This window comes from Hyphobacterium sp. CCMP332, assembly GCF_014323565.1.
In the GTDB taxonomy this organism is placed as follows: Bacteria; Pseudomonadota; Alphaproteobacteria; order Caulobacterales; family Maricaulaceae; genus Hyphobacterium.
On the sequence record NZ_CP058669.1, the window covers coordinates 1 to 23752 of the forward strand.

The window sequence follows — 23752 nt, forward strand, 5'->3', positions numbered from 1 at the left end:
ATGACAGTGAGCAATTTCTGGGATCGCGAGCGACTCTTGCGCTCAACCATTCTGGCGGGCTTCGCGGCAGCGGGTCTGGCCGGTGCGTCTGCGTATGCGCAAGACGTTGATGAAGATGAAGAGGCAGTCGAAGAGGAAGAAGAGCAGGATACGGTTATCGTAACCGGTTCGCGTATTCAGCGCTCCGAATTCAACTCGCTCTCGCCAGTGCAGGTCATTTCGGGCGAAGTTTCGCGCGAAGTCGGTCTTGTGAACGCCGCAGACATTCTGCAGGCGCAGTCGCAAGCGACCGGTACGCAGATCGACACGACATTCGTCGGTTTCGTTCTCGACAACGGCCCGGGTTCGGTTCAGCTGAACCTGCGCGGCCTGAATGCCGAGCGGACACTGACGCTGGTTAACGGCCGCCGCCTGGCGCCGGCCGGTATCGGTGGCGCACCGACCAGCCCGGATCTCACACTGATCCCGGGTCTGATCATCGAGCGCATCGACCTGCTTCTGGATGGCGCGTCCTCGATCTACGGTTCGGACGCCGTTGCCGGTGTGGCAAACGTCGTGCTCCGTCAGGACTTCGAAGGCGTCGAGTTTGAATACAACCGCACCACGCCGTTCGACGGTGGCGGTGAGCAAACCCAGTTCGCGGGTGCCTGGGGTATCAACTCCGACCGTGGCTTTGCCGGTTTTGCCTTCGAATACTCGCAGACTGAAGCTCAGCTTCTCGGTGACCGCGACTTTACGCGCGGCTGCCCGCGCAACCACGAAATCGGCAATGACGGCGTGATCCGTTCTGTTGACGTCTCCACGTGGGATTTCTCCGGTGCCAATCCGGGTGACATCAATAATGGCCGCAATGTCGGTCTGTTCACGGGCGATAATGCTTCGTGTAACACCTCGCTGATCAACCGGCTCTTCATTCCGGTCGGCTTCGGTTCGACCTATTACACGCCGGGCTTCTCCAATATCGGTATTCCGAACTTCTCCGAATCCAATCTTGGCGGCAATGTTGGTGGACCGCTCGGTTCAAACGTCTGGAGCCTGGCGCGTCTGCAAGGGCAGCCCGGACCGTATACGTCCGATTTCGACTTTGCGGCCCCTTTGTACAACCAGAATACCGCAGCGGCTCGTCTCCAGGACGACTTCATTCCCGGACAGCAGCGCTGGAGCTTCTACAGCTATGGCGAGCACGACATCGGCTGGGGCAGCAACACCTCGGCCTATTATGAATTGCTGGTGGCCAATCGTCAGACCACGATCAATTCGGGCAATCCGGGTCTCTTCCCGACGGTGCCGGGCAACAACCCGTTCAACCCGTGTAACCAGACGTCCAATCCGAATGGTGTGAACTGCCTTGGAACCGTCTTCGGGGCCAATTTTGGCAATCTTGACGTTGTTCCGATCATCCGGATCCTCGGCGAGCGGGATCGTACAGAAGCCGATATCACGCAGATCAGTTCTGTGGTCGGGTTCCGCGGCGATCTGCCTTTCTTCAACGCCTGGGGCTATGACATCTATACGAGCTATGCCCGCTCGGAAGGTTTCAGCCGCTTCGTCGGACTGGATAATGACCGCCTTCAATTGTCGCTGAACACGTCCGTTCGCCTGCCGAACGGCAATGTGGTTTGTGGTGTCGATCTGGATGGCGATGGTCTGCCGGACAACAATATCGGTGCCTTTGGCGATGAGCGTCTGCTCAATACGCCTTGTGTCCCGGTCAACCTGTTCCAGCCGTCCATTTATCAGGAAGGCGGCGGTGTCCTGTCGCAGGCCGAGATGGATTACCTGCTGACACCGGCAACAATCCGGACTGTTTATGAGCAATTGATGGTCGGTGGTACGACATCCGGCAATCTGTTCACCCTGAACAATGGCTCTGATGTTCCGCTGGTCCTCGGTTTCGAATATCGTCGTGACACCATCCAGTCGCAGGCTGATGATGTCTTCGGCCGCGGTGATATCCTGTTCCGCTCCGCAGACCAGGGCGCAACCGGTAACCGCTATCTGTGGGAAATCTTCGCAGAAACGGAATTCCAGCCCATCCTGGGACGCCGCTTTGCTGAAGAAGTGACGATCAACCTCTCTGGCCGTTGGACCGACGAGAGCAATTACGGTTCCGATGTCACCTACTCGATCAAGGGTAACTGGCGTCCGACCAACTGGTTGAACTTCCGTGGTTCGTACGGCACGTCCTATCGCGCGCCGAACGCACGCGAGCAGTTCCTTGCCGGGCAGACCGGTTTTGCCACCGTGACCGACCCCTGCGTCGTTCCGGGTGGAGCCCGCGTCGATGACGACAACAATCCGGCTACGCCGCTTGTCTATGTTCCGGGTCTCGACACACGGTCGCAGATCACGATCGCCAACTGTCAGGCTGCCGGTGTGGATCCGTTTTCGCTGGGTCTGGCCGCCAACCTGGGCCCGGCTTCGTCCGTGGAAACGGCCTCTGGCGGTACAACCCTGCTGGATCCGGAAACGTCCCGGTCCCAGACTTGGGGTGTGGTGGCAGAGCAGCCCTGGTTTGACGCTTTCGATCTGCGTCTGGCGGTCTCCTACTATGACATCGTCGTCAGCGACTCGGTCAACGAGCCGAGCGCCGGCTTCATCGTCAATGACTGCTACAACACGATCCCGGGCTTCCAGTCCGCCTTCTGTAACCGCATTCAGCGTAGCCCGGGTGGCTTCCTGAACTTCATCGATGCCTCCTTCATCAACATCGGTACGATCAACTCGAAGGGTGTGGATTTCAACGTCCTCTATGAAGACGAAATCCCGTGGTTCGGTGGATGGGGCCTGACGGCTGACGTCCGCGCAACCCGCCTGAACGAGCAGGTCTTCAATGTTCAGGGCACGCCGGATGATAACGCTGGTGAGACCGAAGCACCGCATTGGACAGGGTCCTTCCGCGTTGCTCTGGATCAGGATAACTGGCGCTTCACCTGGTTGACCCGTTACATCGGTGGTGGTGAAGAGAATGATCCGGGCACGACTGGTGTGACTTGCCGTCAGGTCAATGCGGCCGGCACCGGCCTCACCAACTGCGGTACGCCGGTTTACTGGACCGACGAATACTACGTCCACACGGCTGGTGTCTCCTGGACGCCGGATACGTGGGTCATCAACTTCGGTGTCCAGAACGTCTTTGACGAAGAGCCTCCGGTTGTTGACCCGGCTGGTGTGTTCGCCATCGGCAACGTGCCAATCGGCATCGGCCACGACCTTCGCGGTCGCCGCTGGTTCCTGGGCGTACGCAAGTCGTTCTAGAAAACGGCAGCATTACAGAAAATGGGCGGCTCCGGAGAAATCCGGGGCCGCTTTTTTATGCGCAAAATGCTGCGTATACAGGCCTCTCGGCACTTGCCCTTGGCGCGCAATTTGCGCAGTCTATCTTCCAACGGGAACAGACAGCCTCAGGGGAAATGATGATGCGTAAACTCGTTTTGGGAGCTATCGCGGGCTTGATGGCCACGGGCTCGGCCCTTGCCGTTCAGGGCGAGGTGGTGCCGCTTGAATATTTCGCAACCTACCCGGCCGTGGCGGATGTCAGCCTGTCACCGGACGGCGAGCATCTGGCTATGCGGCGTCTGACCGCTCGTGATGGCGATTACATTATCGAGGTCTATTCCACCGACGATTTTTCGGCTGATCCCGTACGCCTCGGTGCCGATCGCATGGAAGTCCTTGGTGTCAGCTGGGTGTCTCCGGAATATTTGCTCGTGAATTTCCGGCAGCAGGTCCGTGACCGGATTGAAGGCGTCAATCAAGGCGTTTATGAGTTCAAGCGCGCTATTGTTCACTGGTCCGGCGAGGGCGGTTTCCGGGCACTCGACGATGACGTTCGTATCGTCCGGCGCATGGCCGAAGATCCGGAACATATCATTATCCGGACCGCGGGTCTGAATAATACCGATACGGTCGAAGACCTTCGGGGCCGCTCGATCGGCCGGGTCAGCACACCGGATTTCTATCGTTACAATGTGCGCACCGGGCGTCAGACGCGGATCCTGCGCGGCAGCGGCCGGTTCGGCAATTATATCCTCGATCAGGACGGCAATCCGCGGTTCGCTACCTCGATTGATGAAGCCACCCGTTCGGTCCAGTATTTCTGGCGCGAGGATCCTGAAAATCCCAACTGGCGGGAAGTGATGTCCTTCGAAGTCGAGGACTATGAAACCTATGGCCAGTCGGGCGTGAACGTGGTCGGGTTCGATCCGGACCGTGATTATCGCGCCTATGTGCTCGCGCATAACGGCGAGAACACGATTGGTGCGCACATCATGGATTTGCGCACCGGCGAATATGTCCGCACCATCTATCAGCGTGAGGATGTCGACATCCTCGGTCCGCGCTTCGAGCCACACATTGACCGTGAGCCGGAGCTGGCCGGCTTTGCCTTCTACGCCGATGGCGAGCGTCAGTATGCCTGGATCAGCCAGGAGATGGCGGACCTGCAAGCGGTTGTCGACAACGCCTTCCCGGATACGCGCAATACAATCGTCAACTGCGTGAATAATTGCGCCCAGATGCTGGTCTTCTCACAGTCATCGCAGGAGCCCGGCGTCTATTATTATATCTCTGGCGGACAGCCGGTCGTAATCGGTCGCTCCTTCCCGCAGCTGATGGACGCTGCGCTCGGCCGTGAGGAGTTTATCACCTATCCGGCGCGCGACGGCCTCGAAATTCCGGCAATCCTGACCCTGCCGCCTTTCGGCGAGGCACCCTACCCACTCGTCGTTCTGCCGCATGGCGGTCCGTGGGTCTCCGAGACACGGGCATTTGACGAATGGGCGACGGTTCTGGCCAATCGCGGCTATATGGTCATGCAGCCGCAATATCGCGGGTCTGAAGGCTATGGTCTTGATCACTGGCTGCCGAGCTTTGGCAATTGGGGCATCACCATGTCGGACGACAAGGATGATGGCGTCCGCTATCTCGTTGATGCTGGTCTGACCACAGCGGATCAGGTCGCCATGTTCGGCTGGAGTTATGGCGGCTATGCGGCCTTCGCAGCCGCGGTGCGTCAGCCCGCCGTCTATAACTGCGCCATCGCCGGGGCCGGCGTGTCCGACCTCGACGTGATTCAGCGTGATTTCGGCGGTACGGCGATTGGCCAGCTGCTTGTGGAAGAAGGCTATACCGGTATGTCACCGGCCGAATTCGCCGAGGATGTCCGCGTTCCGCTGCTCATCATCCATGGCGAAGTTGATCAGCGCGTCCCGCAATATCAGAGCCAGATCATGATCCGGGCGCTGGAGCGCAATGGTATTCCGCACCGCTATGTGGAATTGCCGGATGCGGATCACTTCTCGAACACGCTCAATTACGACAACCAGGTGACGCTCTACACAGAGCTGACAAGCTGGCTGGCGAATGAGTGTGGCATGCCGACGCCGCAAAACCCGGCACGGTAGGTCTGTTCACAGCGTAGAGAAAAGGCCCGCTCGTTTGAGCGGGCCTTTTTTGTTGCAAGCCAGACGCACTAGGCGGCCATCACCCGGTCTACCTCATCCACCAATTCCCGAAGGTGGAAGGGTTTGGACAGAACCTTCGCATTCGACGGGGCACTCGATCCCGCATTCAGGGCGACTGCCGCAAATCCGGTGATGAACATGATTTTCAGGGTTGGCGTCAGTTCGGCCGCCCGCCGCGCCAGTTCGATACCATCTATGCCGGGCATCACAATATCGGTCAGCAACAGGTCAAACGCATCCTTGTTGGCCTCGAACACGGACAAGCCTTCATCGCCATCCGCACACGCCACGACATCATGGCCGGCCCGCTTCAGGGCCTTGGCCAGAAAGTCGCGCATCGACCCGTCATCTTCCGCCAGAAGTATTTTTGCCATTCCGGAATCTCCACCCATCCGTTTCCAGACCTGTCTTTAGACCATTAAGGTAAAAGTCCGCTGAACGAACCGACAAATGCTCCGTGAATGGCTTGACCGGACTGCATACGTCCCGCCAATGTGAAGACATGGTCCGAAGCAACCCGATATCGCCCGATGCGGCCATGGATTCGTCGCCCGCCATCATTGCGCGGATCGACCAGCCTGTCATTGTGCGCCGTCCGAAGGAAAGGCTGTCACCGATCCTGGCGGCGTCACCCCATAGCGGGCGTATCTATCCACCTGACCTGCTGGCCCAATCCTGCTTGCCACTGGATTTGTTGCGGCGGTCGGAAGACGCCTATGTCGATACCCTGATAGAGGCGGCTCCGGATTTTGGTATTGCGGCCGTAATCGCTCCCTTCCCGCGGGTCTTTATTGATCCGAACCGGTCGACAAATGAGCTGGATTCCGTGCTGTTTCCCGAACTTCCCCGCCAGAGCGCAGGCGCGACTCCACACGTCCTGGCCGGGCTCGGTGTCATCCCGCGAATGAGCGCCGGTGGACGGCCGCTCTATGACGCGCCGCTGAAGGTGACGGAAGCGCGCCAGCGCATCGCAGATTATTATCGGCCCTATCACGGCGCGATCGATGTCGACCTTACGGCCTCTCATGATGTGTTCGGGATTGCCATTCTTCTGGATTTTCACTCCATGCCGGCCATTGCTGCTGGCGGCGTCGATATCGTCCTGGGCGACCGTCATGGCAGCGCCTGCGATCCCGCCATCATGGCGCATGTCGAAAGCGTATTTCGGGATCAGGGTTTCCTTGTTCGCCGCAATCGCCCCTATGCTGGGGGATATTCGACAGCCTGTTATGGCAAGCCCGGACAAAACCGGCATGCCATCCAGATCGAAATCAATCGCGGTCTCTATCTCAATGAAGAACAGGTGACCCGTTCCGGGACGTTTCCCGCCACACGGGAGAAAGTCGAAGCAGTCCTGCGCGCGCTCGCGACAGAAAAATGGACCTGAAAATTCACATAAGATTCTGAAATATCTCATCTAATAATTGGAGTTTCGGCTGCGGCATGGCCTTTGCTCTCCTCTAACGCGAACGCGTCGAGGGGACGTAGGTCAAGAAGCGATTACCGGAGCCGAAACGATGACAAACGAAATTGATTTCCACATTGGCAAGAGGCTGCGCCGCCGTCGCCGCCTGCTCGGCCTGACTCAACAGCAGCTGGCTGAATCGGTCGGCATCCGCTTTCAGCAGATCCAGAAATATGAGTGCGGGGCCAATCGCGTCAGCGCCAGCCGTCTGTACGAACTCTCGGAATCCCTGGATGTGCCGGCTCAGTATTTCTATGAGGGTATCTCGCCGGATGAGGACAAGTCCGACGATCCCGACGTCATGGCCGCGGATATTCTTTCGCAGAAAGAAACCATGGACCTCGTGCGCGCTTATTACCGCCTCGGCGAGCGCCCTCGCAAGCGTCTGCTTGAATTGGCAAAATCGCTGGAGCCGGCAGAGGCTGCCAACGACGCCGCCTGAAAATCCGATAGCTGACAAGCGCTGACCGGACTGATAGGTCAGCGTCATGACAGAACGTAATCTCCAGAACGACCTCGCGTTCGCGCACCGGTTGGCAGATGCCGCCGGTGCCGCCATTCTACCGCATTTCCGCCGGCAGACATCGGTCGAGAACAAGGTGGGTGCCGGCTTTGATCCGGTCACCATTGCCGACCGGTCCGCCGAGCAGGCCATGCGCGATCTCATCAATATCGAACGCCCTGACGACGGCGTGCTGGGCGAGGAATTCCCCGTATTGGAAAGCCGCAATGGCTGGTCCTGGACGCTCGATCCAATTGACGGGACGCGCGGTTTTATTGCCGGCACGCCGACGTGGACGGTTCTCATTGCCCTGACCTATGAAAATGTCCCCGTACTGGGCGTCATTGATCAGCCGCATACCGGCGAACGGTTTTCGGGCCATCAGGGCTGGGCGGAGCTTGCGACGCGATCGGAGCGCCGCGCGTTGAAGGTGTCGGACGTTGCAACCCTCGAGACGGCTATACTCGTGACGACGGACCCCTATCTGTTTCAGGCCGTTGAGGCCGCCCGGTTCGCCGCCGTCCGAAAGGCAGCGCGCCTGACACGCTATGGCATGGATGGATACGGGTATGGCCTGCTTGCGGCGGGCGGGGTCGATCTGGTGATCGAATCCGGCCTTGCCCCTTATGACTGGCACGCCCTTATCCCGGTCATAAAGGGGGCCGGCGGCATCGTCACCAACTGGTCGGGTGAAAGCGAATATAGCGATGGCGCGCTGGTTGCAGCCGCGACACCGCAGCTCCATGCCCAGGCCATCGCCAAACTCAAATCCGCCTAGTCTTCAGTGCCTTCGGCGGGAATGGCCTCTGTCTCCGGCTTTCTGAACAGCAGGGTCATACGGTCGCTTTCGCCGATCGCCGCGTACGGTGCCGGGTCAAACCCTTCCGTATCCCAGCCGCTTTGTGACGGGGGCAGTGTCCAGACGCCATTCGGATGGTCCGCTGTATCGGCCGGGTTGGCATTGATCTCGCTGCTGTCGACCAGTTCAAAACCGGCCTCGCGCGCAATGGCGATGACATAGGCTTCCTGAACATAGCCGGTTTCCGCCAGGGGGTCCTGTTCGCGGGTATCGGGCAGCCGGTGCTCAACCACGCCCAGCACACCGCCGGGACGAAGAACATCGTAGAATTCATCAAAGGCCCGCTCGGTGAAGCCGCCACGCATCCAGTTATGAACATTGCGGAAAGTCAAAACCGCGTCGGCAGAGGCGGGCTCGCCCAAGCCGGGATTGTCAGGACCCCAGCTGCGGACGATCACATCGCCGAAAAGATCTGTTCCCATAAACCGCTCTTCAAACGCGGCACGGCTGCGCTGCCGGTAGCTGCTCTGGCTGTCGGCGGCGAAGTGCGCGGCGACGTAAGTGCCGCCATTGGCATTCAGCCACGGTGCCAGGATTTCCGCATACCAGCCACCGCCCGGCCAGATTTCGATCACCGTATCAGTGGGCTCGATGCCAAAAAATGTGAGCGTTTCAGCCGGGTGGCGTGCGTCATCGCGCTCGCCATTCGCGCCGCGCCAATCGCCTGCCAGAGCCCATTCGAGTGTCCCGGCCGAGGCCGCATCGGCCGCATCTTCGGCCGTCATATCGGCTGCAGTGTCTTCGGATACAACGTCGTCAGGGCTGTCACCATTGACCGCCAATGGTTCCTCGCTGCCGGAACAGGCGGTGAGGGCAAGACTTGCCAGACCGGTTAGCCAGAATGCGCGCTGCATGAGAAACTCCCGAAATCGCTAATTAATTTGACTCTACGCCTAAAGACTCACCGCCCCTCTTGCAAGCTGTGATCCGCTTTCCTACCTGATTTGGTGCAGGCCGCCACAACGGGGTCTGTGCATGGGCCGGTCCGGCCTCAAAGGCGGATCATGTCCCGTGCAAATCCCGCCCGGTCATGGCTATGGCCGTGCGCACAACTTGTCGCTTCTGAAGGAGGATGAGACTATGAGAAACTTGGATTACACACCGCTTTATCGTTCCATTGTGGGCTTTGACCGCTTGGCGAACATGATGGACTCGGCGTCCAAGACCGATCCCTCGACCGGATTTCCACCCTATAACATCGAACAGCTTGGCGAGAATGATTACCGCATCGAACTGGCCGTGGCCGGCTTTGGTGAGGATGATCTGACCGTCGAGGTTCAGGAGAATGTCCTGACCGTTTCGGGCCGCAAGGAGCCGAAGTCGGATAGCGAGAACCCGAACTATCTCTATCGTGGCATTGCCGAGCGCGCCTTTGAACGGCGCTTCCATCTGGCAGACCATGTTGTCGTCGAGAATGCCGAACTGAAGAACGGCCTTTTGGCGGTGACACTGCGCCGCGAGATTCCGGAGAGCGCCAAGCCGCGCCGGATATCCATTGGCAACACCACGGCGAAGAGCCGGAAGGTCATTGAGGGCGGCAAGTCGAAAGCGGCTTAACCCTCTGACCTGATCCGCACAGCAAAGCGCGCGCCTTTTTCCCTTCAGGCGCGCGCTTTTTTGTTTCAGGCGGCGTCCAGATCGACAACGCCATTCGCATCCTCGACATCTTCCATGAAGGTCCGGCTGATCCGGGTGCCGGTAAAGCAGGAACCGGTAAAATGGGCGTGGCGGACATCAGCGCCATAAAGCGTTGAATAGGAGAAGTCGGCCCCGGTGGCCTTCATCCGGCGAAGATCGGCTCCGGTCAGATCGGAATAGCGCACCTTGGCCGCGGCCAGCGAGGCGGGCAGAAGGCGGTCGCCTTCCAGAAGCAGCGGTCCCAGCTTGCAATCGCGCAGATCGGCATTGTTGAGCTTGACACCGGTCAAATCCGCCCCGCGCAAATCCGCCCCCCGCAGGCAGGTCATCCGCAAATCGGCGCGTTCCAGTCGCGCGCCCTGCAATTGCGCGCCTGCCATATCGAGCCCGTAAAGCGTTGCGCCGCGTGCGTGAAAGGCGGTCAGTGTTTTACCGGCAAGGGATCCGAGAGGCCTTAAATCGGTTTCGTCGAACGAGGAGGGCTTTCCCTCTTTTCCGCCCGTCGCGCACCAGCGAATATGATCTTCGATCATGTCTTCCACCGGACGATCAAGCTCCCGCATATTCTTTCCGACGGGGTTATCGGTGAGCGCGCCGGTCCGGTCACAATTGTCCAGACGTGCCATTGTGAGGGTTGTGCCGATGAGGACGGTATCGGTCATGTCGGCATCTGTCAGATCGGCGCCGGAAAGGTCGGCCCCTTCCAGATTAGCACCGGAGAATACGGTGGATCGCAAATTGGCGCGCACCAGCTTGGTGCCCAGCATGACGGCATCGGTGAAATCGGCTCTCTGGGCAGACGACCCCGACATTCTGGATCGCGACAGATTGGCACCCTGAAAATTCGCCATGGTCATTTCGCCGGGCCGCTTCTGGTGCTTGAGAACGGCGAGGCCGCGTTCACGATCCATCTGTGCAATCGTGCCCTCGCGCAAATCACATTCGGACAGATCCGCGCCCTGCAAATTTGCGCCGCGCAGTGCCGCGCCGCGCATATCCGCCCGGCGCAGGGTCGCGCCCTGCAGACTGGCTCTGCGCAAATCACACCCGTAAAGGCTGCTGGAGTTGAGGACCGAGCCGGAAAGATCCGCGCCCACGAGGGTTGCGCCGGTGAAGTCTGCGTCTGACAGATCACGGTTGGAGAGGATCAGGCCGTCCAGCACGCAATAGGTAAAGGAGGCGCGGGCACCGCCCGGCTTGCCGCTCCACAAAAGCGCATGACGGCGGCAGATTTCATCAACCTGCGCCTGGTCCAGCGTCCGATATTGAACCCGTTCCGACATGAGCGGCTCTAATTCCCAGATACAAAGGAAAATTATCCCGAATTTGGGTTAACGCCGGGTGTTTATACTGGCGGCCTTCATGTCGACGAGGTTGGCCTCTTCCGCCGTCTGTGCGGCCGCTGATCCCGGGACCAGCCGCAGCCGGGTAATGCCGCGTGCGCCAAGGGCATTCAACGCGGCCAGAACATCCGTATCGTCAAACTGTTCAAGGGAGAGGTCATAACCCGGCTCCTGGTCATCAATGGCGACCAGCGGCCATCCGCGCCTGACAAGGTGGAAGAAGCCGGCATGAAGTGTTTCTGCCTCCGTCTGCCGCAGTCCCGTCTCAACCCTGATGCCGGCATTTGTCAGTTTTTCGATCCCCTGACCGGCGGTGCGTGGATCGGGATCGGTGCAGGCGATGACCACGCGCGCGATGCCGGCCGCGATCAGGGCTTCCGCACAGGGCGGCGTCTGGCCAAAATGGGCGCAGGGTTCCAGCGTGACATAGGCAGTTGCGCCACTTGCGGCGTCGCCTGCCATATCCAGCGCGCATCGCTCCGCATGGGGACGCCCGCCCGGTGCCGTCACGCCGGTCCCGACAATATGCCCGTCCCTGACCAGAACACAGCCGACGCTCGGATTGGGAGCCGTGGTGCCAAGCCCGGACCGCGCCATCGCCAGCGCTGTATCCATCAGGCGAAGATCGGTCAGTCGGCTCAAGGAATAGCAGGCAGTTTCTGGGCGCGTTCCGTGTCCAGATAGCGCGCCGTGACGGGCAGTTTGCCTTCACCATCCATGCCGATTTCCAGCGGATTTCCCGTCGGAATTTCAATCTGGACGATCTCTTCTCCGGTCATTTGAAACAGCAGTTTCACAATGGCGCGAAGCGAATTTCCGTGCGCGACGACCAGTGCATCTTCGCCCGCTTCCAGAAGCGGAGCGATCGAACTGTCCCAGTACGGTTGCACCCGGTCGAGCGTGGTTTTGAGAGACTCCGTACCGGGCAGTTGATCGGCGGCCAGGTCCGCATAGCGCGGATCGTGGGACGGGTGGCGTTCGTCTGTGGTGTCCAGAGCGGGGGGCGGGGTGTCAAAGCTGCGGCGCCAGATCTGTACCTGCGCCTCGCCGTGACGCTCGCGGGTCTCGTCCTTGTTGAGGCCGGTCAGTCCACCATAATGGCGTTCATTCAGACGCCAGGACTTATCCACGGGGATCCAGACACGGTCCATCTCTTCCAGCGTCAGCCAGAGCGTCCGGATGGCGCGTGTCAGAACCGAGGTAAAGGCCTGCTTGGGAGCAAACCCCGTCTCGGCCAGCAAATGCCCGGCTTTGCGCGCCTGGGCTTCGCCCTCGGCGGTGAGTTTGACATCCACCCAGCCGGTAAACCGGTTCTGCAAATTCCACTCACTCTGTCCGTGACGGATCAATACCAGCTTGGCCATATGAACTCCTGACGCTTTCCTGCTCCGGATAGCGCGCGGGCGAGGCCGGAGCAAGCCAAAGGGCAGCAATCGCCCTTTCCGCAAACCGCTCGCTTCTGCTATGCCGAAGAAAGATCAAGGCAGATAATCCATGACTGATATGAACTCGCTGCAAGTCGCCCGCCGCGTCATCCGCCTGGAGCAGGACGGGCTGGGGCAATTGGCGGACAGCCTCGATGATACCTTCAATGCCATTGTCAGCCGTTTGAAAGACATCAAGGGCCGTGTGATTTGTGCCGGCGTGGGCAAGTCCGGACATGTCGCGCGCAAGATCGCGGCAACGCTGGCCTCCACCGGAGCGCCGGCGCAATTCGTTCACCCCACCGAAGCCAGCCATGGCGATCTCGGCATGATCACGCCGGATGATGCCGTGCTTGCATTGTCAAAATCTGGAGAGACAAAAGAGCTCGGCGACATGATGGCCTATTGCCGCCGCTTCGGAACGCCGCTGATTGGCATGACCTGTGGGGCCGACTCCGGTCTTGCGAAAGCCAGTGATTATCTGTTGCTGGTGCCGGATGCGCCCGAAGCGTGTGCCGAAACCCGCGCGCCGACGACCTCGACAACCCTGATGATGGCGCTCGGTGATGCGCTGGCGGTCGCGCTTCTGGAGGCACGCGGTTTTACCGCGCAGGATTTCAAGATGTATCACCCCGGCGGTGCGCTCGGCGCAGCGCTCTCCACTGTCGGTGATCTGATGCATGCAGGGCCGGATATGCCGGTCATCGGCCCTGATGCGCGGATGAGCGAGGCATTGATCGAGATCAGTGCAAAGGGCCTTGGTTGTGTCGGTGTTGTGGCGTCCGACGGCAAGCTGGCCGGCATGGTCACGGATGGTGATTTGCGTCGCCATATGGGGCCGAACCTGCTGGACCAGCCGGTGGCCGAAGTCATGACGCGCGATCCAAAAACGGTCTCCAGTCAGACCCTGGCGGCGGATGCCTTGCGGATCATGACAGCGGGATCGGTAAAGATCACCCAGCTCTTCGCGGTGGAGGACGGCAAGCCCGCCGGTCTGCTCCACATTCACGACCTGTTGCGCGCCGGTGTTAAATAGGCCTTGCGCATTGACCGTATGGCCCCCTTATCGGTAGACGGTCAGCAACACGATAAAAGAAGGAACGCCCGATGCGCGTAGCCATGATTGGGACCGGATATGTCGGACTGGTTTCCGGCGCCTGCTTTGCCGATTTCGGCCACCATGTGACCTGTATCGACAAGGACCAGGAAAAGGTGGACATGCTGCGCTCTGGTGGCATCCCGATTTACGAACCGGGCCTGGATCAGCTGGTCCAGCGCAATGTGCGCGAGGAGCGGCTGAGCTTCGATACCGATCTGACGCAGGCGGTGAAGGAAGCCGATGCCGTATTCATCGCCGTGGGCACACCTTCGCGGCGCGGTGACGGTTTCGCTGACCTCTCCTATGTCCATGCCGCAGCAAAGGAAATTGCTGCCGTGATGGACGGTTATACCGTTGTGGTCACCAAATCGACCGTGCCGGTGGGCACCGGTGACGAGGTCGAGAAAATCATCCGGGAAGCCCGCCCGGATGGTGACTTTGCGGTTGTGTCCAACCCGGAATTCTTGCGTGAAGGCGCCGCGATTGACGATTTCAAACGCCCGGACCGGGTCGTCGTCGGAACCGATGATGAGCGCGCGCAAAGTGTGATGCGCGAGCTGTACCGGCCGCTATTCCTCAATGAAACACCCATCATTTTTACCAGCCGCCGGACCTCCGAGCTGATCAAGTATGCGGCAAATGCCTTCCTCGCCATGAAGATCACCTTCATCAACGAGATGGCCGACCTCTGCGAAGCGGTGGATGCCAATGTCCAGGAGGTCGCGCGCGGCGTCGGTCTCGACAATCGTATCGGCGGAAAATTCCTTCACGCCGGTCCGGGCTATGGCGGCTCCTGCTTTCCAAAGGATACGCTGGCGCTTACCCGAACCGCTCAGGAAGCCGGTACACCGCTGCGCCTGATCGAGACGACTGTCGAGGTCAACGACCGCCGCAAGCAGGACATGGCCAAGAAAGTCGTCAAGGCCATGGGCGGCGACGTCGCCGGCAAAACCATCGCCGTTCTGGGGCTGACCTTCAAACCGAGCACGGATGATATGCGCGCCGCGCCATCGCTGGACATTATTCCGGCGCTGCAGGCCGCCGGCGCGAAGGTGCGCGCCTATGACCCGGCGGGCATTGTGGAGGCCGAGAAACTGCTCAGCGGCGTTGAATTTACCTCCGGGCCCTATCTCTGCGCTGAAGGTGCGGATGCGCTGGTGATCATCACCGAGTGGAATGAATTCCGTGCGCTCGACACCAAACGCCTCAAGGAAATCATGAACGGCGATGTCGTTGTCGATCTGCGTAACATCTACAGCCCCGATGATATGCGTAGTCGCGGTTTCAACTATGTCAGCGTCGGCCGCTAGGCCGGGGAATCAAGGAGTGCCTGCATGAGCCTGCCCCCTCGCGCCGATCTTGTGCCCAATAGCTGGGATTTTGAAACCTCGGCCCAGATCAAGCCGACCGGTTTCCGCGAATATGACGCGCGCTGGTGGTTCGGCCATTCCGGCTCGGACAAGACGCCCGAGATCAACCTGTATGGCATTCAGGCGCTGGGCCTGGGCCTCGGCACGCTGATCCACGAGCTCGGCGTTGAACCGAAAATCGTGACCGGTCATGACTTTCGCGGTTACTCGCTAGGCGTGAAACAGGCGCTGACGGTCGGCCTGATGTCCGCCGGCATCGAGGTGCATGATATCGGACTGGCCCTGTCGCCCACGGCCTATTTTGCTCAGTTCGATCTGGACATCGATTGCGTGGCGATGGTCACCGCCAGCCACAATTCCAATGGCTGGACAGGCGTGAAAATGGGCGTTGAAAAAGCGCTCACCTTTGGTCCGGATGAAATGGGCCGGCTCAAGGACATCGTTCTAAAGGGCGAGGGCAAGACCCGCGCCGGCGGCGGATATGTCCGCGAAAATGGTGTCGCGGAACGCTATCTCGCGGATCTGTCGAAGGATGTGAATATCACCCGGCCACTGAAAGTCGTCGCGGCCTGCGGCAATGGTACGGCCGGGGCTTTTGCCCCGAAGGCGCTGGCCGCGATGGGCGTTGAGGTCATTCCGCTGGATTGCGAGCTGGACCACACCTTCCCGCGCTATAATCCCAATCCCGAAGACATGAAAATGCTTTATGCCGTGCGCGATGCGGTGCTCGAGCACAAGGCCGATGTGGGTCTCGCCTTTGATGGCGATGGCGACCGCTGCGGTGTGGTGGATAATGAGGGCGAGGAAATCTTTGCCGACAAGGTCGGCCTGATGCTGGCCAGGGATTTGTCGGGACGTCACGCGAACGCGAAATTCGTGGTCGATGTGAAATCCACCGGTCTCTTCCTGACCGATCCGGTTCTGCAGGAAAATGGCGCAACGACGGAATACTGGAAGACCGGCCATTCCTATATCAAGCGTTATTCGAAGAAGACCGGCGCGCTTGTCGGCTTTGAAAAATCCGGTCACTTCTTCTTCCAGCCGCCCCTGGGCCGCGGCTATGATGACGGTATTGTCGCCGGCCGCGCCGTGCTGGACATGCTCGATCGTAATCCGACGCAGACCATGGCGAATATGCGCCGTGCCCTGCCGGTGAGCTTTTCGTCACCGACCATGTCACCGGCCTGCACGGACGAGCAGAAATACGGCATCGTCGATCAGATTGCCGAGGCCTACAAAGCCCGGACGGCGATCCTTGGCCGCAAGGTGCGCGAGGTTCTGACGGTCAATGGCGTGCGTTTCACGCTGGAAGACGGGGCCTGGGGACTGGTCCGCGCTTCATCGAATACGCCCAATCTCGTCATCGTGGTGGAAAGCCCGAACTCAGCCGAGGACATGAAGGCGATTTTCGCGGACATCCAGACCGAGCTGGCCAAACATCCCGAAGTCGGCGCGTTCGATCAGGAACTATAAAGCCGTGTATTTTAAGCTACTCCCCGCAAATTGGACACTGACGTAAGCTATATATTGTTGCCTGCTGATCTTCGATGCCGAGGAGATCATGGATGTCGAAATGCAAGCAGCATGCGCCTGAGTTCAAGTCGAAGGCGGCGCTGGAGGGTCTGAAGGGCGAGGAGACCGCGGCTGAGCTAGCGAGCCAGTTCGGGGTTCATCCCACGATGATCCAGCTGACCGGTCTGTCAGGCTTATGCCTGCTCATGATCTCGCCTAAGGGCACACGCGCTGACATCTTCTAGGCGTTAGGCGTCTGGGGCCTGTGTGCGATGACCAGCGTATTTTTTACAGCCGGAACGGCGCATGCTTGGCACAATCAAATTCTATTTCCAGCCGGGATTGGTCTGATGGGGGTCTTTGTGTTTACGATCCAGCTGCGCGCGCTTCTGGGTTGGGCCATGTCAGCCATCCTTCTGGCTGAACAATTGGGCGTGATCGCGGGGCAGCCTGGCAGATGTTCGTCTGGCCCTAAGGGGCACATATGGACCCGGCGCGCCTGCTTGACGCTAATCAGGCCATGATCATTCAAGGCCAGCGCCCGGCCTTAAAGGTTTGTCCGATTACCGCTGATATTCTGCGTGTTGCTGAAGAACTCAGCCCGGAACTTGGTCCGCAAGACAACCGGTCGCTTTTGATCGACCTGACAGGGAGTCACCCTTTCCTGGTTTACGCCTTGGATGCAAGACCGCCTGGCTTGCCCATGGTCATCACCGGACATCGTGGATCATCAGAGTATATTGAAACTCGACTCAACACCCTGCCGATTGAGGATTTGTGCACGGCTTGGATTCTAGACCATGGCCGTGAATCCAGCCGTGTCACACTTAATCATATGCGGATGGCCGGGATTGACCCAGACACACATTACACGGTGCGGGCCACATTGCCTTCACCTGTAGTGCCAACGCCGCTCTCCATCCTGCAGCCGGTCAATATCGACGTGTGCAGGGATGAAGTCTCGCGATTCCGTTCTAACCATTAAAGCTGTTAATAGCCTTGATCACTTGCGTCTGATCAGCCTGGCTCATATCCGGATGCATGGGCAGGGACACCACTTTGGGTGCTGCGGCTTCAGTTGCGGCCATACCCTTGGGGCCAATCGGGAAGTCGGCATAAGGGCTCTGCAGGTGAAGCGGGATCGGATAATAGACCGCGCTGGGGACGCCCCGCTCTGCCAGATGCGCCCGCAGCGCCTCTCTTTGATCGGTTTCAATGGTGTATTGCGCCCAGGTTGAAATCCCGCCCTCAATGACTTTCGGGGTTTTGACCTCGGATGTAAGTTCTGCAGCATAGCGATCCGCAACACGATTACGCAAATCAATTTCTTCCTGGAAAACGGAGAGCTTGACCAGAAGAATGGCCGCCTGAAGTGTGTCGAGGCGAGAGTTCATACCGATGCGGTCATACTCATAGCGCACCTTGCCTGCGCCGTGATCACGCAATGAGCGGATGACATTGTGCAGCGCCTTGTCATTGGTCAACAAGGCCCCGCCATCGCCATACCCGCCCAATGGCTTGGCCGGATAAAAGCTGATCGTGGCAACATCGGCCCAGTGCAAGGGGTGGTGCCCGCTCAAAGTGCAGCCAAAGCCTTGTGCGGAATCCGCGATGAGTTTCAGGCCATGACGTTTGGAAATTTCAGATAGCGTCGGATAATCGGCCGGTTGACCGAACAGGTCTACGGCGATCACCGCGCGCGGTTTCAAACGCCCGTCTTGAACAACCTGCTCGATTGCGGCGCTCAAGGCCTCCGCATCCATAGTGTAGGTATCGGGATCGATATCGACAAAGATCGGTGTCGCGCCCAGCCATGGCACCACTTCAGCGGTGGAGGCGAAGGTGAAGCTCGGCACAAATACCGCATCCCCGGGACGCACACCCCACGCCATCAAAGGCAGAACCAGCGCATCGGTTCCATTGGCACAGCACTGACCGTACTCGGCATGACCAAATTTGATGAGTTCGGCTTCCAACACCGCGACCTCAGGGCCGTTGATATAATGGCCTTCGTCCAGAACCTTCATCACAGCCTCATCGAGCCTGTCTTTGAGGCGTTGGCGTTGCGCAGCGAGGTCGATGAATGCGATCTGTTGGGTCATGCGGGGGGCTACTCCAAACATAGGGCGAGCGGACTCGCTAGCGCGTTTAGAGTAATCCCTTGCACACGCAAATCACACAATATGTCTCTATTCGACGGTAACTGACTTGGCAAGATTGCGCGGTTGATCGACATCGGTGCCTTTCGCGGTCGCCACGTGATAGGCCAGAAGCTGTATCGCCGCGGAGGCCACGATCGGAGCCGCGATTTCAGGGGTTGTCGGCATCAGGATGGTTTCCGCCGCTATCGACCCCATGCGCGCAATGCCTTCCACATCTGAAATCAGGATGACGGAGGCCCCTCGCGCCACGATTTCTTCCACATTCGAGCGGGTTTTTTCAAACAGAGAGTCTTTTGGTGCGATGACAACGACCGGCAAGCCCTCATCCAGAAGCGCAATGGGTCCGTGTTTCAACTCTCCGGCCGCATAGCCTTCGGCATGGATGTAAGAGATTTCTTTCAGCTTCAGAGCGCCCTCAAGCGCAAGCGGGTAATAGACGCCGCGGCCCAAATACAAGACGGTCTGGGCGTGCATCATCTCATGTGCGATGCGCTGTATGGCGGGCTCTGAGTCCAGCGCGTCGTTAAGATGGCGTGGCGCTTCCATCAGCCCGCGCAATAAGTCAGGGGCGGTTTCTTCGTTCAAAAGCTGGCGCGATACGCCGGCCAGCACCGCCAGGGACGCCAGAGCCGCCAACTGGCAGGTGAACGCCTTGGTCGACGCCACACCGATCTCAGCACCGGCCCGAGTTGGGAGCACGATATCGGCTTCACGCGCCATGGTAGAATGCGGGGTGTTGACCAGAACAGCCGTTTTTATGCCCTGGCTTTTACACCAGCGCAGAGCCGCCAGCGTGTCAGCCGTTTCTCCCGACTGGGATATAAACAGTGCCAATTCCTTGCCGCTTAGAGCTGCGCCGCGATAACGAAACTCTGACGCAATATCGACTTCGGTGGGGATCCCGGCATAGCGCTCAAACCAGTATTCCGCGATGCGTCCGGCATAAGCGGCTGTGCCACAGGCCACGATGATCAAACGATCAAACTGGCTGAATTCAACACCCTTAATCTTATGCGGCATCATGGTCAAAGGGTCGATATAAGTCGATAATGTGCGGCCCACGACCTCAGCCTGTTCATGGATTTCCTTTTCCATAAAGTGGCGATAATGGCCGCGTTCAGCGAGCGCGGTCGAAAGATCAGTTTTATGCAAGGGGCGATCGGCCAGACTGCCGGTTTCGTCAAACACTTGCGCGCCGCTCTTGCTGACGATGCAATAATCGCCTTCCTCCAGATAAATCACATCACGGGTGAAGGGCGCCAGCGCAATCGGGTCGGAGGCAATGTACCCCGCTTGCGGCCCGAGCCCCGCGACAAGGGGTCCGCCCCGGCGCGCACCTAGCAGAAGATCATCCTCACCATGGATCATGATAGCGAGCGCGAACGCCCCTTCAAGCCGCTTTAAAGTCATCTCAAGGGCGATTTTAGGAGCGTGGCCCTCTTGCAAGGCGGCATCAATCAGGTGCGCAATCACCTCGGTATCAGTTTCGCTGTACAGTGCGCGACCGGCCGCTTCGAGTCCAGCGCGCAAATCCATGAAGTTTTCAATAATGCCGTTATGAACCACATGCACGCGTCCAGCCTCGTGCGGGTGGGCGTTATTTTCATTCGGAGCTCCGTGGGTCGCCCAGCGGGTGTGAGCGATCCCGCTGTTGCCCGACAAGGGCTCGATTAAAAGCTTTTTCTCCAAGTTTTTCAGCTTGCCTGCAGCGCGGCTGCGCAGGATGTCGCCGGTCTTGGTCATCACCGCGATGCCGGCACTGTCATAACCGCGATATTCCAAGCGTCTCAGGCCATCAATCAGATTTGCAGCAACGTCTTCCGTTGCCACAATGCCTACAATTCCGCACATAGTTTAGTGATCCTGTCCTGATGAAATCAACTTAGTATTGTCCAATTAAAGTGTGACAGCATGGTTTCAAATCACGTTTGATGACATTCTATGACACAGCCTCGCCAAAGGTCTAGGACAATGAATACCGCGTGCATATGAATACCGGCCCCCAAGCCAGTCATATCCTCCTTGCCTTTAATGCCACGGATGGTAATAGGGACGCGCACCGCACAGGACTGCTCAGAGGCAATGTCGCAGCTCTAGTCTCAGATTTCCGAGTGGAGAGTGAGGGTGTATTCCTACCGGTTAGCTCTGATCAGTGCATTCCAGACTCGCCCTAAACTGCCGAGCGCCTGCCGTCCCCATGAAGCCCATTGATTGCAACTGCTTTGAGGGCTAGAAACGCGCCCATTGCCATGGGGGTCTGCGTGCAGAAGCAAAACTATTTCGCGCACATTGATGGACTGCGTACACTGGCCGTCGGGTTAGTGGTGCTGTTCCACTATGGCCTTTTGAATATGAGCGGAGGCTTCATCGGAGTTGACGTCTTTTTCGTCATCTCCGGCTTCCTGATCATCGGCCACATCAATAGCCAGCTTAATAATGGCAACTTCTCCATGCGCAGCTTCTACATGAAGCGCTATCGCAGGCTGTTTCCTGCCCTGTTGACGGTCGCCAGCCTGGTGCTGATTTTCGGCATTCTTATCTACTCCCCGCAAGACCTGATCCGGTTTGCTGTCAGCGCGGTCTACGGCATTTTATCGATTGCGAACTTTCGCTACATTCAACAGGACTCTGATTATTTCGCCGAAGCCGACACTCTCGATCCCTTCATCCATTACTGGTCGCTGTCTATTGAGGAGCAGTTCTACATCCTCGCGCCTCTGGCTCTGCTGCTGGCTTTCCGGCTTGGCAAGACCCGCGCCATCTTTATCAGCCTTGTGATCATTGTCGTTCTCAGCACGGCTTATGGTGAGTATCTGGCACGCACTGGCGATCGCAATCTGGCCTATTTCCACACCGCGGCCCGAATTGGCGAGATCGCCTTCGGTGGCTTGATAGCCTTACGATGGGAAAGTCTCAGAGCGCTTGTCAGCCGTATTCCGGAATGGGTAAATGCCCTGGCGACTGTCAGCGCGAGCGTGTTGCTGGTTTATCTGGCGTTTGCCTACTCGGACAACTCCCCCTTCCCGGGCCTGTTGACCGTTCCTGTCATGATCGCAACGGGTGTGCTGATCTTGATGACTGACAAGGGTCAGGCACGCAAACTCTACGATAATCCGGTGATGATTTTCATCGGCAAGATTTCCTATTCAATCTATCTGGTCCACTGGCCGCTGTTTGTGATTGTGACCCATCATTTCGCCACTGAGTTCAGTCCCTGGGTTCTGGCAGGACTGGCCACCTTGAACATACCTCTGGCTCTGGCCCTGAACCGGTTGGTGGAAAATCCTTTCCGCTTTGGTTTTAAAGCCAAAGGGCCCCACTATCTGGCCCTGACATCCCCGCTGGCGCTGCTGCCTGTTGCCTGCATTCTGGCGATCACCCTCACACAGGGCCTGCCACAGCGCCTGAATGACGAGCAGCGTGTCTTCCTCGCCGATGCCGGGGATTATCACAGATCCCATTACGGGGGCGTAGGATATCCGGTAGGGGCCGTCGTCCGGTTGGGCAATCCTGACTACGAACCACAATTCATCTTGGTTGGGGATAGTATCGCCCGACATTTTGCCACAGGACTTGATGAAGTTCTGGCAGAAAGGCAGATGTCAGCTTTGGCGATTTTCCGTGACGGCTGTTCTTTCCTCCTTGATTACACACGCATAATTTCCGGCAATCCATTCACCGGCTGTGATCAGGCGCGTGAACTCGCAGCCGAAACTCAGCGAGCCACAGGTCTGCCCTTGGTCATCACACTGAATTGGGATGGCTATCCACGCACGGCTGTTGACCGCAATGGCCGACCTCATGACCTTACCCCTGAAGAATTCGCAGAGTCCTATATCAGCGCCTTGACACAGGAATTTTCTAATGCCGGGCAAGTCTTGGTCATGTCCAGTGAACTGGCCTTCAATGGCAGGTCTCCGATTGCGAATTGTCTGTCTCGTCCCAGCATTTTAGGCACGCCGTGTGAGAGAAACTTCCGACGTGAATTTGATGACATTAACTACACCCCCCTCATCCAGCATTTACGCGCGCGTGTTCAGGACATTCCCGGTTTTGACTATCTCGACATCACCCGTCTATCCTGTTTTGACGATGCCTGCTACCAGTTCAGAAATGGCACAATATACTACTCTGACATGGGTCACCTTTCTCAAGAGGGCTCTCGATTTGTGGCCCCGCGGCTGCTTGGGCAATTGTCCGAGTTCACCCAATTACGGTCTGTCCCTGCCCAAGTATCCCGGATACAGGAGTTTGAGGGCACACATCGTGATCTACTCACAGAATTCGATTCTCAAACAGGCTGGCAGCTGGTTCAGCCGGATCAATTCCTTGCTCCCACATCACAAATGATCGAAACCCCGCAGGGACGCATTGAAGGTTTTGGCACTTATGAGTTCCGGTCAGGAGAATTGTCCAGCGGCTGGTGGCGGATTGAACGGTGTTTCGCGATCACCCCAGGCACGGAGTACGAAATTCTGACCAATGTCTGGCTTGCAACGGCAAGTGTTACTCAGGAAAGCGGTGTGGACGGCCAGACGGTCTATGCTGAAGATGATATCTTCGTCTCTGTGGATGCCTCGGTCGCGCACATGGGAGTGAACAGCATTGTGAGACAAGCCCATTCATCGGCTCAGGTTTTACCACCCGCAAGCACACAGAATGGCGAAGGCTGGAATGAATACCGCATTATCATCAATACCCGTCCAGAGACAGACCATATCCTCCTTGCCTTTAATGCCACGGATGGAAATGGATCGCCTCAGCAAACAGGACGGCTAAGAGGCAATGCCGCAGCTGTCCTGTCTGATATGCGCGTATTTAGTGAGGGACGGTTCGAGCCTGCGCCTTATGAAGCCTGCCAGTCAGGTTGAACCGGACTAAGCATTCTCATCCAGATTTGTTCAACTTGTACC

The 23752-nt window shown here is 58.4% G+C and carries 19 protein-coding genes; 12 read left to right on the forward strand and 7 right to left on the reverse strand.

Translation table 11 applies throughout. The annotated features are described in order from the left end of the window. Positions 1-6 precede the first annotated feature (6 nt). Complete coding sequence (locus HXX25_RS00005) at positions 7-3258, forward strand: TonB-dependent receptor domain-containing protein (RefSeq protein ID WP_187166384.1); 3252 nt, start codon at positions 7-9, stop codon at positions 3256-3258. Between the two features lie 155 nt (positions 3259-3413). Continuing rightward, complete coding sequence (locus HXX25_RS00010; RefSeq protein ID WP_187166385.1) at positions 3414-5405, forward strand: S9 family peptidase; 1992 nt, start codon at positions 3414-3416, stop codon at positions 5403-5405. Between the two features lie 68 nt (positions 5406-5473). Here the strand turns inward: HXX25_RS00010 and cpdR are convergent, their stop codons facing one another. Next, the gene (gene cpdR, locus HXX25_RS00015; protein ID WP_187166386.1) at positions 5474-5839 is read right to left on the reverse strand and encodes a cell cycle two-component system response regulator CpdR; all 366 of its coding nucleotides are present in this window, start codon (positions 5837-5839) and stop codon (positions 5474-5476) included. 128 nt (positions 5840-5967) lie between these two features. Here cpdR and HXX25_RS00020 point away from each other — a divergent pair, with 128 nt between their 5' ends. The 3 genes from HXX25_RS00020 to hisN all read left to right on the forward strand — a co-directional run bounded on the left by HXX25_RS00020 (position 5968) and on the right by hisN (position 8210). Then, the gene (locus tag HXX25_RS00020; RefSeq protein ID WP_187166387.1) at positions 5968-6852 is read left to right on the forward strand and encodes an N-formylglutamate amidohydrolase; all 885 of its coding nucleotides are present in this window, start codon (positions 5968-5970) and stop codon (positions 6850-6852) included. 130 nt (positions 6853-6982) lie between these two features. Continuing rightward, entirely contained in the window at positions 6983-7372 is a 390-nt protein-coding gene (locus tag HXX25_RS00025) for a helix-turn-helix domain-containing protein (RefSeq protein WP_187166388.1), read from the forward strand. A 46-nt stretch (positions 7373-7418) separates the two neighbouring features. Then, positions 7419-8210, forward strand: coding sequence for a histidinol-phosphatase (gene hisN / locus HXX25_RS00030; protein ID WP_187166389.1), 792 nt, complete (start codon positions 7419-7421; stop codon positions 8208-8210). Here hisN and HXX25_RS00035 read toward each other — a convergent pair. Then, the gene (locus HXX25_RS00035) at positions 8207-9145 is read right to left on the reverse strand and encodes a class I SAM-dependent methyltransferase (RefSeq protein ID WP_187166390.1); all 939 of its coding nucleotides are present in this window, start codon (positions 9143-9145) and stop codon (positions 8207-8209) included. The two genes, hisN and HXX25_RS00035, sit on opposite strands and share 4 nt — an antisense overlap. Before the next feature lie 226 nt (positions 9146-9371). Here HXX25_RS00035 and HXX25_RS00040 point away from each other — a divergent pair, with 226 nt between their 5' ends. Further along, positions 9372-9848, forward strand: a complete 477-nt coding sequence (locus HXX25_RS00040) for an Hsp20 family protein (RefSeq protein WP_187166391.1) — start codon at positions 9372-9374, stop codon at positions 9846-9848. Positions 9849-9913: 65 nt separating this feature from the next. On the opposite strand, the gene HXX25_RS00045 is transcribed toward HXX25_RS00040, so the two are convergent. The 3 genes from HXX25_RS00045 to gpmA are packed head-to-tail and all read right to left on the reverse strand — an operon-like array spanning position 9914 to position 12636. Then, positions 9914-11212, reverse strand: a complete 1299-nt coding sequence (locus tag HXX25_RS00045; protein WP_187166392.1) for a pentapeptide repeat-containing protein — start codon at positions 11210-11212, stop codon at positions 9914-9916. Between the two features lie 48 nt (positions 11213-11260). Next, the gene (ribD, locus tag HXX25_RS00050; RefSeq protein WP_233346739.1) at positions 11261-11914 is read right to left on the reverse strand and encodes a bifunctional diaminohydroxyphosphoribosylaminopyrimidine deaminase/5-amino-6-(5-phosphoribosylamino)uracil reductase RibD; all 654 of its coding nucleotides are present in this window, start codon (positions 11912-11914) and stop codon (positions 11261-11263) included. Further along, the gene (gene gpmA / locus HXX25_RS00055) at positions 11911-12636 is read right to left on the reverse strand and encodes a 2,3-diphosphoglycerate-dependent phosphoglycerate mutase (protein WP_187166393.1); all 726 of its coding nucleotides are present in this window, start codon (positions 12634-12636) and stop codon (positions 11911-11913) included. The genes ribD and gpmA overlap by 4 nt, the downstream gene beginning before the upstream one ends. Before the next feature lie 130 nt (positions 12637-12766). Here gpmA and HXX25_RS00060 point away from each other — a divergent pair, with 130 nt between their 5' ends. From HXX25_RS00060 to HXX25_RS00080, 5 genes are all read left to right on the forward strand, one after another. Further along, complete coding sequence (locus HXX25_RS00060; protein ID WP_187166394.1) at positions 12767-13732, forward strand: SIS domain-containing protein; 966 nt, start codon at positions 12767-12769, stop codon at positions 13730-13732. Positions 13733-13803: 71 nt separating this feature from the next. Then, complete coding sequence (locus HXX25_RS00065; protein WP_187166395.1) at positions 13804-15105, forward strand: UDP-glucose/GDP-mannose dehydrogenase family protein; 1302 nt, start codon at positions 13804-13806, stop codon at positions 15103-15105. 24 nt (positions 15106-15129) lie between these two features. Beyond that, a complete protein-coding gene (locus tag HXX25_RS00070) occupies positions 15130-16638 on the forward strand; it encodes a phosphomannomutase/phosphoglucomutase (protein ID WP_187166396.1) in 1509 nt (502 codons plus the stop codon). Between the two features lie 92 nt (positions 16639-16730). After that, positions 16731-16922 (forward strand): transposase, encoded by a 192-nt coding sequence (locus tag HXX25_RS14205; protein ID WP_187167863.1) that lies wholly within the window; start codon positions 16731-16733, stop codon positions 16920-16922. A gap of 239 nt (positions 16923-17161) precedes the next feature. Continuing rightward, positions 17162-17662, forward strand: a complete 501-nt coding sequence (locus HXX25_RS00080; RefSeq protein WP_187166397.1) for a hypothetical protein — start codon at positions 17162-17164, stop codon at positions 17660-17662. On the opposite strand, the gene HXX25_RS00085 is transcribed toward HXX25_RS00080, so the two are convergent. Both HXX25_RS00085 and glmS read right to left on the reverse strand, forming a co-directional pair. Continuing rightward, positions 17652-18779, reverse strand: coding sequence for a DegT/DnrJ/EryC1/StrS aminotransferase family protein (locus HXX25_RS00085; RefSeq protein WP_187166398.1), 1128 nt, complete (start codon positions 18777-18779; stop codon positions 17652-17654). The two genes, HXX25_RS00080 and HXX25_RS00085, sit on opposite strands and share 11 nt — an antisense overlap. Positions 18780-18866: 87 nt before the next feature. Further along, a complete protein-coding gene (glmS, locus tag HXX25_RS00090; protein ID WP_187166399.1) occupies positions 18867-20690 on the reverse strand; it encodes a glutamine--fructose-6-phosphate transaminase (isomerizing) in 1824 nt (607 codons plus the stop codon). A gap of 410 nt (positions 20691-21100) precedes the next feature. Here glmS and HXX25_RS00095 point away from each other — a divergent pair, with 410 nt between their 5' ends. Next, a complete protein-coding gene (locus tag HXX25_RS00095; protein WP_187166400.1) occupies positions 21101-23710 on the forward strand; it encodes an acyltransferase family protein in 2610 nt (869 codons plus the stop codon). Positions 23711-23752: the final 42 nt, after the last annotated feature.